The organism is Turicibacter bilis (genome assembly GCF_024499055.1).
Taxonomy (GTDB): domain Bacteria; phylum Bacillota_I; class Bacilli_A; order MOL361; family Turicibacteraceae; genus Turicibacter; species Turicibacter bilis.
The window spans coordinates 2183827-2196467 of sequence record NZ_CP071249.1 but is presented as its reverse complement, the minus strand read 5'-3'; the positions used below and the strand labels follow the sequence as shown (position 1 = coordinate 2196467).

The following is a 12641-nucleotide window of genomic DNA, read 5'->3' as shown; positions in this document are numbered from 1 at the left end:
TCTAAACACCTTCCTTTTTCACAACATTTAGTAAGTCTTTTGCTTCATTTATTATATAAGTAGGATTATAGGTTTTCAAATAATCTGCACCTCGCATCGCCCACCCAACTGCAACACTTTTAACTCCTGCGTGGTTCGCACATTCAATATCATGTGAATTATCGCCAACCATCAAACATTCATCTCGATTTAAATGATAATATTTTAAAACTGTTTCAATCGGTTCAGGATGTGGTTTTGGATGAAGAATATCGTCAGATGAAACAATTAAATCAAAGTAATCAAACATCTTCAGGCATTTTAATCCTTTAAGCGTCATATCACGCTTCTTTGAGGTGACGATGACTAATCTTAATCCTAATCCTTTTAAAGCCTGTAGCATTTCAATAATACCTGGAAAGACTTCAATCATCTCATCATGATTATTTTGATAATATTTACGATAACATTCAACAAACTTTTCTGGATTTTCTGGACAATATTTTTCACCTGTCTGTTGAAGCGTTGGACCAATACAATCGATAATCTCATCATCACTCAACGTGCGATCAGAAAGGAGTTCCTCAAACGCTTGGCGAAAAGAATTAAAAATAAGATTATTCGTATTTAATATCGTTCCATCTAAATCAAACAAAATAGCTTTTAGCATTTGTTCCTCCTCGATTATTAATCTCTATCTTATCATATTTTATTTTTCTACTCTTTATGACTGTTTTTCACATAGAAACTTTGATATGTTATTAAGTTCTTCTTAGCAAGGCGTCTATATATGACAAGAATCAGAACTAATACAATAGTTGTAATTGAAATAAATTGGGCCATACGAATTGATTCTGTTAACATTAGGCTGTCAGTACGCATCCCTTCAACCATATATCGTCCAATGGAATACCAGACCGCATAAAAAGCTGCAATTTCTCCCACTAATAATTTCGGTAACTTTCTTAAAACAAAGACAATAAATAAGAATCCGACCATATTCCATAACGATTCATATAAGAAGGTTGGATGATAATAGGCTTCATTAATATACATATTATTTACAATAAAATCTGGAATAAACAAAGATTGTAAAAATTCACGTTGAGCATCTAAGGTAGCCCCAGGAACAACACCACCATGTGCCTCTTGATTCATAAAGTTTCCCCAGCGACCAATTGCTTGTGCAATGATAAAGCTAACTGAAGCAATATCTGCCACTAGCCAAAAAGAAACTTTACGTTTTTTACAGAAGAAATATCCAAAGATAAAGGCTGCAATAATGGCTCCATGAATCGCAATTCCACCTTGCCAAATCTTAATAATATCTTCTGGATGTGACGAATAGTAATCCCAGCTAAAAGCAACATAATAAATTCGTGCTCCTATAATAGAAATAGGTAACCCGTAAGTAACCAAATCATAAAAGAATTCTGAGTTAATTCCCATTTTCTTTCCTTCTCTAATAGCTAAGAAAAGACCTAAAGCTACGCCGGACATAATGAATACGGCATACCAGTAAATTGTTATTGGCCCTAGTTGTAAAAACACACGATTTAAAGGTTCAATCGTTGAATGATCCACACCTATCTCCTCCATTTTTAATTAGTTTAAAAGTGAGGCTCCTATGTCCTCACCTGAACTAACTATTACTCTTGGTTTGTATATATTGATTTAATTGATTTGTAAATGCTTCTGCTGCGTTATACCCCATGACTTTTAAGCGATGATTCATTGCTGCTACTTCAATTAATGAAGCAATTGAACGTCCTGGGCGTACTGGAATTGTAATCTTTGTAATATCAGTATTAAACAGACGTGTTGTTTCATCTGATAATCCAATACGATTATAGATTTTCTCGTTATTCCAGTCCTCTAATTCAATCATTAATGTTACACGCTTTTTATGACGGTAAGCACGAGCTCCAAACATTTCTACAACATTAATAATCCCAATCCCACGTACTTCGATGAATTGTTGTAATAACTCTGGGGCTCGTCCAACAACAAGTCCTGGCTCTTTCTCAAAGATATCTACACGGTCATCAGCAATTAATTGATGTCCACGATGAATTAATTCTAAAGCTGTCTCACTCTTCCCGATACTACTTTTTCCTGTAATTAATACCCCAATCCCATTTACATCGACTAATACACCATGTACTGATTCAATTGGAGATAAAGCTTCTTCTAAATAGTTTGAGATTGCTGTGAATAATACTGTTGTTTCCTTCTCACTTCGTAATAAAGGAACTTTCGTTTGTTCTGATAGTTCAATCATCTCTTGCGGGATCTCAAAGTTTTTAGAAAAGATAATAACTGGCGTTTCATCTGTAAACAATACACGAGCTCGTTCACGACGAACCTCACTCTCTAGTGATTGAAGATATAACCACTCCTTTGTCCCAATAATTTGAACACGACGTTTAGCACTATCTCGGAAGTACTCAACAACACCTGTTAACTCCATCCCAGGACGAGATAACATTTGTTCTGTGATTGGACGATCTAACGAAAGATTTTCCGTTACAACCTCTAATTTTAATTCTTGTACTAAATCCTGAACTGTTACTACATTCATAACTTATTCACCACCAAAATTTGATTACATGTCTAATGACTATTAGAGAATTCCGTCTAATCATAACATGTGTTGATAATTCATGTGTGACTAGATATTAATTTTTAAAGAATCTTCCTTTAAAATATAGTGATTAATTCCCATTCGTAACAATGAAATAAAGACTGAAGCTAAAATAGCTAGCCCAAAAGAATTAATCTCAAATGAAGGTCCCATTAAATAATCTGCAACCCAGAGTAAAAATCCATTCACCACAACATAAAATAGTCCAAAGGTCATGATGGTTAATGGTAAAGTTAAAATGACAATAATCGGCTTTAAAATAATATTTAAAACGGTCATAACTATCGCTGTATTTAAGGCATCCCAAAAACTAGCAATATAAAACCCTTGAAACCATCCACTCGTTACCATTAAAACTAATGTATAAACAATTAGATTAATGCCAATTGACCTCATATCAAAACAGCCAACCTGTTTTGTATAAATAACTTGGGGTTGCTTTATATCTTCAGGACCCTTTTGTTTTTGACTATTACTTTGCTTAGCATTTCCATCTAAAAGATTTTCAATCACTTCTTGTTCATCAATTATTTCATGATTTGAATTTAGATCCTTCTTTTGATCCATGCTACACCCTCCTCAATCTAGCCAACTCTATTGTATCATAAGTCAACTCTATCACAACATTTTTAGTAATTGTTGTAAATTGAATTCATATTTAAGGATTTCATTAATATGAATTATTCACTCAATATTTTGGTAACTATATAGAAATAGAAATGTATTTTATAATTCTACACTAGCCTTAGTTAGTGAATTACTTTAATACAAAAGCATCCTATAGTCCAGATAAAAGTTTTTATGATCTGAAAAACTTATCTGGACTTATATATATAAAAAAGCCCGCTAACTTTAACCGATCGTCGTTAAAGTCAGCGGACTTTTTCAGAATATTTACGAAAACACGTATTCACCTTTTATAGCTTCAGCTAATGACCTAAATTATTGATTGTCGTAAGAACTTTCACTAACTGTCCATCCCTCTATAAGCATATAAAATTTAAACGGCTACTACGCTCCGTAAACGAAAGATTACCAGCCCAATCTGAGGACTTTAGTTTGTTTGTACTTTCGGCCAAAATCCCATGGATTTGTGTTGACCAGTAAATCTAAATCATTTCCAGTAATGGCACTTCCGCGATCTAAAACAATCGCTTTACCAATACCATCAATATCTACAATTGTTCCACATGGATAATCTTGTCCAGCGGCAACAATACGAACTGAACCATATGTACTATCATTATAGTAAATGGTTGAGCTAATATCTGGGTATGGTTTACACGCAACTCGTGTTCCACATCCTGCACAGTTTGTATCATATGCAGTCATATTAGCAACGAAAGATGTAATTGGACCCGTTCCAATTGCAATCGTTTTAGTTTGACCTTCGTCAACTACATTCGCCTTTACTTCAGTTTCTTCGACCTGTTCTCCATTCTTATAAACCTTTTCGATGACGTGTTCGACTACTTTTGGCGAACCTTCATTCCATACTTCTTGTTCCCCTTGTGGAATGTCGTCTGTGTAAACATACTCTGTATCTAAATTTATTTCTTCAAACACTGATTCGTATGCTTTTTCTACACGTGTAATTTCAATCTCCATATCTCCTTCAACTAAAGAAGTTTTAGCGACTGAAATCTCATCATTTGAACTTAGTTCAATACTACGTTGTTTTAATACATCGTCTACTGTTGATTCTGTTGTCATGACTAAAGTTTTGATTCCGCCATCATTAATAACTACGGATTGTGCACGATTAATCTCGATGTCCATTCCATCGTAGACTTGATCGTCAAAACTTACATTCATATCATCGAAATTTCCAACTCTTATTCCTTGCTCTTTAAGCAAGCCATCCACCGTTTGCTGATATGTGGTGAATGTATTCAGCTCTCCATTATCATTGATGTTTACTTCCTTCAAGTTGGATTGCATGACAGCGTAGATTCCAACTACAATTACGCATAATGACATAATAAATGCAATTAGATCTCGTTTCATCTCATGCGCCTGTTGCCTAAAATAACTACCATACCATTCATATGGGGGTGAGCCTTTTAGCAACAGTTCACCTCCTTCTTTACGTCCGATAAACAAGCAAGTAATCTTTCTAGAGTGAGCTTACGACGTGCTTATCATAGCACGTGGGCAAAAAGAAGGTCAACCGCCAAGCCAGTCTAAAGTTCAGTTTAATACATTTTTTATACATAAAGAACATATTTTTAAGGCAAAAAAACACAATTTGTTCGTTTTTCGCTATTTTCCCTTATTTTGTTAAACAAGTTTGTCAAATCAAGAAAAAACTAGATCCTTCTATTAGCTCTATATTATGGTATTAAAACATATATCCTTATACAATGAAAATCTCCCAAATTATATGGATTACTTGTTCAAGATATAATTAAATATTCAAGCTTTTATACATTGATAAATGATTGATATCAATCCCGTCATAATTAAAGTATGAATACAGAATAACTATAGAAGCAGTAACATTTGTTACAATATAAAAAATGACTACCCCTATCTAGTAATTGAGTATTTCTATAAACTAATAAAAACCCTATCTATTTTAATCTGTACCCTTTGTCAAGGACAAAGAAAAAAAACTAAGCAACTTGAAGCTGATTTCTGTATCCTACAGGAGTCAGCTTATTTAAATTCCATTGATATCTAAAGTTGTTATGGTAATCCATATAATCTTCAATTTCAATGAGTAAATCATCAAATGTCAGTTGATTTGTTATATCTGCTTCATCTTTTAGATGCCCAAAAAATGATTCTTGTGGAGCGTTATCCCAACAATTACCCTTTCTAGACATCGATTGTTGAATTCCCAATTCCTTTAATTGATTCGAAAATTGTGGACTCGTATAGTGCACTCCCTGATCGGAGTGAATAATCGTTTCTTTCGTTAATTGGACAGTCGGATTTTCTTCAAGTTGGTTCAGTGTTTGGAGAACAAAATCTATCTTTAAATTATCACTTAATTGAAAAGCTAAAACTTCATTCGTTGCACTATCTAAAATGGTCGAGAGATAGGCAGTCTGACCCTTTCCATATTTTAAATAAGTGATATCGGTTAATAGAACTTTGTAAGGTTCTGATGGCCTAAATTGACGGTTAACAAGATTTGGACAGACGCGATGTGCTTGCGTCGCTTTAGCGAGTTTACGATAGGGATTGCTGCGACGAACTTGACTCAATAATCCATATTTTTTCATGATTCGATGAATAGATTTTAGGTTAAAGGCGATGTTGAATTCTCCTTTAAGAACCATCGCTACTTGGCGAATTCCCTTGTTTTTTCGTCCCTTGAAATGAATGGCCTGTTGAATAACTTCTAAACGTTGTTGTTCCTCTTTTAATCGCTTTAAACGTGCTTCTTCAGCACATGACGAAAAATAACGATAATAACCTGATCTTGAAACACCAAGACTATCGCATAAATGAGAAATTAAAGAGTTAAATTTAGTTGATGTCTGACTCACTACTTGATGAATCATTTGAAACTTTACTTCTTTAGAGACTATTCGAGCATTTTTCTCATGAGTCTCAACTTTTTTAATAATTCGTTCTCAATCTTTAAAACTTCTAATTCAGCTTGCGTACGTAATAATTGTTCTTCTATCGTTAACTCTCGTTTTAGAGGCCTTCCAGAATTCTTGGTACGACTATCATCCAATCCTAATGGCCCCTGAGTTTTAAAGGCTTGTTTCCAACGTTTAGCTGCAGAATTCACACGCTGCATGCCAAGCATCGCAACATTAAATCCATAGTATTCGAATATCTCTCGTGGAAACTTTCCTTTCTCGCTCATCATAATAAAGTTCTCCTTAAATTCTTTCGTATAAGTAATCCCTTTTTCAGACACTGACTTAACATATTCATTTTGTTTGAGTTGTTCAATCTCTTGTGGTGTAAATAACTTCTTGCTCATCTAAAATCCTCCCAAAATCTAATAGTTTATATTATACCAAAAAGACCCTAGAGGGTAGACTTTTTTTATCTGTCTACTCTCTAGGGTACATTTTATTTAATAGATAGGGTTTTTATTAGTTCATCTGACGCTTTCGATCGCGAGTTAAAATTTTATTTAAATACTTTCCTGTATAAGAACCTTCTACATTAGCAACTTCCTCAGGTGTTCCCTTCGCAACAATTGTTCCTCCGCGTGTTCCACCTTCAGGTCCTAAATCAATAATATAATCTGCCATTTTAATCACATCTAAATTATGCTCAATAATGATGATTGTTGCTCCTTCTTCAACCATACGATTTAGAACTTTTAACAATCGTTTAACATCTTCAATATGTAAACCAGTCGTTGGCTCATCTAAAATATAAACAGTTTTATCCGTAATACGTCGATGTAATTCTGAAGCTAATTTAACACGCTGTGCCTCTCCTCCAGATAGCGTTGACGCTGGTTGACCTAATTTTAAATACCCAAGCCCTACATCACATAATGTTTTTAATTTACGTGCAATTTTAGGGTGATGTTCAAAGAATTCATAAGCATCTTCCACGGTCATGTCTAAAACATCAGCAATATTTTTACCACGATATGTGACCATTAATGTTTCGCGATTATATCGCTTTCCATGACAAACTTCGCACGGAACATAGACATCCGGTAAGAAGTGCATTTCAATCTTTAACACTCCATCTCCTCGACAAGACTCACAACGTCCACCTTTAACATTAAACGAAAATCGACCTTTTTGATACCCACGAACCTTCGCTTCATTTGTTGAAGCAAATAAATCTCGAATATCATCAAACACACCAGTATATGTGGCAGGATTTGAACGTGGTGTACGACCAATTGGTGATTGGTCAATATCGATAATTTTCTCAATATACTCCATTCCCTTTAACTCTTTATGTTGTCCTGGCTTATCTTTTGTACGATAAAGTTTCGAAGCAATTGAACGATATAAAATATCATTAATCAACGTTGATTTCCCCGAACCTGAAACTCCAGTTACAACATTCATCACACCCATTGGAATAGATAAATTCACATTCTTTAAGTTATTTTCTTTAGCTCCCTTAACTTCAATAAAGTTACCATTTCCTTTTCGTCGTTCTTTCGGTAAGTAGATTTGTTTCTTTCCACTTAAATATTGACCAGTAATCGAGTTTTCATTTTGCATCACTTCTTCTGGTGTTCCTTGTGCCACAATTTGACCACCATGTATACCAGCACCCGGGCCAATATCAATTAAATAATCGCAAGCCATCATCGTATCCTCATCATGCTCCACAACAATCAATGTATTTCCTAAATCTCGCATTGATTTAAGTGTTTCAATTAAGCGGTCATTATCACGTTGATGTAATCCAATTGAAGGTTCATCTAAAACATACAAGACACCTGATAAACGTGACCCAATTTGAGTAGCCAATCGGATACGCTGTGCTTCTCCACCTGAAAGCGAACCTGCCGAACGATTTAAGGTTAAGTAATCTAACCCTACATTAACTAAAAAACTTAGACGCTCTTTAATTTCCTTTAAGATTAAATTTGCAATTACTTTATCTTTTTCACTTAAATTTAAGTTTTCAATAAACTCTAATGCTTCTTGAATAGATAAATCAGTAAAATCATTAATATTCTTTCCATCAATCAAAACAGATAAAGCTTGTTCAGAAAGACGTTTTCCATGACATTTGTTACATGTTAAATCGGACATAAAACCTTCAATCCATTCACGCATAAACGAAGAGCTTGTCTCCATATAACGTCTCTCTAAGTTGTTAATAACTCCTTCATACGTATCGACTTTTTCTTGTTTAATTCCACTTTCAGACTGTAGCTGAAAATGAATAGGTTCATTTGTTCCATATAAGATAATATTCTTCTCTTTATCTGTTAATTGCTCGAATGGTTTATCTAAATCAATACTATAATGTCGACAAACAGTATCTAATAATTTTCGACTATAATTCTCTTCTTTTTCCCATCCACGAATAGCACCCTGTGCAATTGATAGCTTTGGATCGGGAATTAATAAGTCAACATCAATTTTCTTTTGGACACCTAATCCACCACATTCAGAACAAGCCCCAAATGGTGAATTAAATGAAAACATACGTGGCTCTAACTCTCCAACTGAGAAATCGCAATATGGACAAGAAAAATGTTCACTAAAGATTAACTCTTCTTCACCAATTACATCAACCAGTACTTTTCCACTTCCAAGTTTTAAAGCTGTTTCAAGTGAATCAGCTATCCTTGCACTTGCATCTGGTTTTAATGCAATACGGTCAACGATTACTTCAATCGTATGCTTTTTGTTCTTATTTAAATTTATTTCCTCATCTAGATCGAGCATCTCACCATCGACTCGAACACGTACATATCCATCTTTCTTTAACTGCTCAAATACTTTGGCATGTGTTCCTTTTTTTCCAACAATCATTGGAGCTAAAATTTGCATACGTGTACGCTCAGGATATTGATACAAGCGATCAACCATCTGTTCAACTGATTGTGCCTGAATTTCAATCCCATGTACAGGACACACAGGCTTCCCTATTCGAGCAAATAATAAACGTAAGTAATCGTAAATTTCAGTTACAGTTCCAACCGTTGAACGTGGATTACGATTAGTTGTTTTTTGATCAATTGAAATAGCTGGAGATAATCCTTCAATCGAGTCGACATCTGGTTTCTCCATATTCCCTAAAAACTGACGGGCATAGGCTGATAAACTTTCTACATAACGTCGTTGCCCTTCCGCATAAATTGTTTCAAAAGCAAGTGATGACTTCCCTGAACCTGATAATCCTGTCAAAACAACTAATTGATTTCGTGGAATTTCAACATCAATATTTTTCAAGTTCTGTTCTCTTGCACCTTTCACGATAATTTTATCGTTCATTTTAATTCACCTCATGACTTCTGAGTTAAGATTCATCTTCTTCAGCTAAATATTTTGAAAATGGTAAAAATAATGTAAATGTCGATCCGACATCGACTACACTTTCTACTGTTAATCTCCCACCCATTGCTTCAGCTAAACGTTTAGAAATACTAAGCCCTAATCCTGTTCCTCCAAAACGTCTTGAAATCGTATTATTTTCCTGCGTAAATGCCTCAAAAATAGATTCTAACTTATGGGATGCAATCCCCTTACCTGTATCTTGAACTTTAATACTTAAATAAGCATCTGTTTCGTTTTGATAATCTAATTCAAAGATAACTCTAATTTCTCCACTTTCAGTAAATTTAATCGCATTTGAAACTAGATTAATAATAATCTGCTTAATACGACCCTCATCACCATATAATTCATGAGGAATTTTTCCATCTACAATAAGATTAAAATCAATCCCTTTATTGGCCGCTTCAACAAGAAATAACTCTTCAACTTTATCAGCAGTTTGGAAAATATCAATCTTCTCAATACCTAATTTAACTTTCCCATCTTCAATCATTGAGAAATCTAATAACTCATTAACATGCCTTAACAATAAATCACTCGAGTATTCAATAATCTCTAATTGCTTTCTTTGTTTAGGTTGATCAATACTTAGCTTTAAAAGTTGAATGTATCCTTTTATTGCGTTTAATGGTGTCTTTAACTCATGTGAAACCTTAGCTAAAAAGAGAGTTTTAGCCTGGCTTGCTACAAGTGCACGCTTCCAAGCAAATTCTAATTCTTGGCTCTGTTTATCTTTTACATTTAATAACCGCTCATTTTCTAAATAAGCATTTCGCACCATCAAAAATGAAGGTTTCCAAATTGAACTTAGATTACGTGGTACAGTGTAATCTCCTTCTCCACAACGTTTTACATACTCAATCAACAAATAACAAGGTCTAATAATGACCACAAATAAGATATAAGAAACAAGTAAAAATAAAAAAATCAATAGAATGGTACTAAATTCAAATAAACTAATCGTCTCTTCAAGGACTGACCAAGTTAAAGAGCGATTCAGTTGATAGTAAATCATTTTTACATTATTATTCTCAGAAATATACCGATTAATATAATATCCTTCATCTTTCAAAATTTGAGAAGCTTGCTCAAAATCTGCACTCTCTAACTTTTGCTGAATCTCAAAAGGGAGATTATTTTCATTATATAAATGATTACCTATATAGTACAAACTTCGAGTAAAACGCTCTTCTTGAGAAACGAATTGTTCTGATGTTAAAGTCTCGTAAGAAAAACGAATATACCCTAATATTTGATCGTTGTATTGTACTAGTTGATAGACTGACCAAGTAGTATTTTGACCATCTTCCTCATTTACAAGATATAAATTTTCGTCCATCTTAACTATATCTAATGTGTTTAATTTTTGCTGTAACCTCTCCCTGTTACATTCATGACAATAGAATGGAATAAATTTAAAATCGATAATCTTATAATCTTCTCGATAAAGTTTCTTAGTTTGATCCAAGGTATCATTGATGATGTCTATTGTTTTTAAGTATGCAAGATAGAAGGCTCTATCTTCTTGTAGCGGGATTGAAGCACCAACTCCAAGTTCATCAATTAAACGTTCAATATCATCATTATTTAATGATTCAATCAACTGTAAGTTTTCTTTAAGAATCTTTAATAATTTATACTCTTCAGATTTTACTAATCGGATATATTCTCTAGTATTAGCATCCATTTCCATTCCAATACGATTTACATCTTGATCAATCTCAAAAAGTCGTTGAGAATAATTCTTTTCATAATTCAAATAAAAAGTTAAAGCAAACGAGAGTATTACAACACAAAATATAGTCCAAAACATCATGGTTAAACGCCAAAATAATCTTTTCATTTCATCCTCTTCCCGTATAACTTCCTATTCCCAACTTGTTAATTTTAAAGTAACTTCTCTTTCATTAGCTGGACGCTTTAAAACACCATAAATTTCTTCACTTGAACGAATAACAACATCAATATTATATTCAGGTGAAAATGATTCTGGAATTAACTGTGCTAACAATTGGTGGAAAGATAGCTTTTCAGCTAACCCATAAAAATCGATATTTACCGTAATTTCTAAATTTGTTAACTTATCATCCATAAAATGAGCAATCCCGATAATTCCATAATAATGTGGATAATATTCTTTAATCACTTGCTTAAAGGCACTAAATTGGTTTGATAAATTTGAATCAAAAGCTAATGTATTGTTATCTGGCAATAAATAATACTTCTCATTAACTTTTTCCCAATTCTTAATTTGTGAATTTTTTTCCCCAACCAATGTTTTGGCTACCATATGTCCTGGAGTCACGGCACTTTCTTCTTGCACAATATATAATCCAATCATAATTGGAACGGTTTCAAATTGCTCTTGTGTTCTTAAAATATCAATCACACGTTGAGCAATCTCTTTTCCCTTTTCAATTAATGTATTCTCATCCAAGACAATCGTTTGATCATATCCCAACTCATTTTTCCATGTTTGATATGGATTCAATGCCAACCCTATGGTTACCCCTTCTAGAACTGTCTCATCTTCACTTTGAACCACATAGTTTTGTTCTAATAAATAAGCTAGATAGACTGGATTAACATCTATCCCGTCGATATTAATGATTTCATCGTTGGCTGGATTTAAACCAATATCCACATAGTCTGGATCTAATTCCAATTCTTTTTCTAACTCAACTGCCGTCATCTTCTTTGCCAATAGCTGTTGAACAATTGGCTTCGTTAAAATTTGCCCTTCTTGGAAGTAAACCTCTTTTGGATCAAAATAAGATTGAGATTCACGCATTAAGGCTAAATCAAACGTATCAATATCATAACGGTTCTTCATTTTTGAATATCTTGAATAAACTAATCCACGCGTTGGACTCGTCTTATAAGGAAGCATCGTACGATAATACTCACTTGTTGCTTCATTTGATAACAACTGCTTTGTTAACATTTCTTCTTCAGTCGTATTTTCTTGAACAGGTGGTACAGGAGGAGCAGAACACCCTATTAACACCACTAAACTGCATAGAAAGCTAACCATCAACACATAAATACGCTTCATTGAA

General features: G+C 33.7%; 9 protein-coding genes. All 9 read right to left on the bottom strand.

Annotated elements, in window-relative coordinates; genetic code table 11:
* Position 1: 1 nt before the first annotated feature.
* Complete coding sequence (ppaX, locus tag J0J69_RS10585; protein WP_068759330.1) at positions 2 to 649, bottom strand: pyrophosphatase PpaX; 648 nt, start codon at positions 647 to 649, stop codon at positions 2 to 4.
* Positions 650 to 696: 47 nt separating this feature from the next.
* Positions 697 to 1563 carry a prolipoprotein diacylglyceryl transferase gene (gene lgt / locus J0J69_RS10580; RefSeq protein WP_055241983.1) on the bottom strand — a complete coding sequence of 289 codons (867 nt, stop codon included), beginning with the start codon at positions 1561 to 1563 and terminating at the stop codon, positions 697 to 699.
* A 58-nt stretch (positions 1564 to 1621) separates the two neighbouring features.
* Positions 1622 to 2560, bottom strand: coding sequence for an HPr(Ser) kinase/phosphatase (gene hprK / locus J0J69_RS10575; RefSeq protein ID WP_055241985.1), 939 nt, complete (start codon positions 2558 to 2560; stop codon positions 1622 to 1624).
* Between the two features lie 90 nt (positions 2561 to 2650).
* The gene (locus tag J0J69_RS10570; protein ID WP_055241987.1) at positions 2651 to 3190 is read right to left on the bottom strand and encodes a phage holin family protein; all 540 of its coding nucleotides are present in this window, start codon (positions 3188 to 3190) and stop codon (positions 2651 to 2653) included.
* 465 nt (positions 3191 to 3655) lie between these two features.
* Complete coding sequence (locus J0J69_RS10565) at positions 3656 to 4693, bottom strand: 3D domain-containing protein (protein ID WP_237252705.1); 1038 nt, start codon at positions 4691 to 4693, stop codon at positions 3656 to 3658.
* Between the two features lie 545 nt (positions 4694 to 5238).
* Positions 5239 to 6569 (bottom strand): IS3 family transposase gene (locus J0J69_RS10560; protein ID WP_370456843.1). Its coding sequence is split into 2 segments (ribosomal slippage): positions 5239 to 6165 and positions 6168 to 6569, totalling 1329 coding nucleotides; the frame shifts between segments, so codons are not numbered across the junction.
* 115 nt (positions 6570 to 6684) lie between these two features.
* Positions 6685 to 9519: an excinuclease ABC subunit UvrA gene (gene uvrA, locus J0J69_RS10555; protein ID WP_212726041.1), complete on the bottom strand. Its 2835-nt coding sequence runs from the start codon at positions 9517 to 9519 to the stop codon at positions 6685 to 6687.
* A gap of 25 nt (positions 9520 to 9544) precedes the next feature.
* Entirely contained in the window at positions 9545 to 11425 is a 1881-nt protein-coding gene (locus J0J69_RS10550) for a sensor histidine kinase (RefSeq protein WP_212726042.1), read from the bottom strand.
* A gap of 24 nt (positions 11426 to 11449) precedes the next feature.
* Positions 11450 to 12637 (bottom strand): CamS family sex pheromone protein, encoded by a 1188-nt coding sequence (locus J0J69_RS10545; protein WP_055275997.1) that lies wholly within the window; start codon positions 12635 to 12637, stop codon positions 11450 to 11452.
* Between the last annotated feature and the right edge of the window lie 4 nt (positions 12638 to 12641).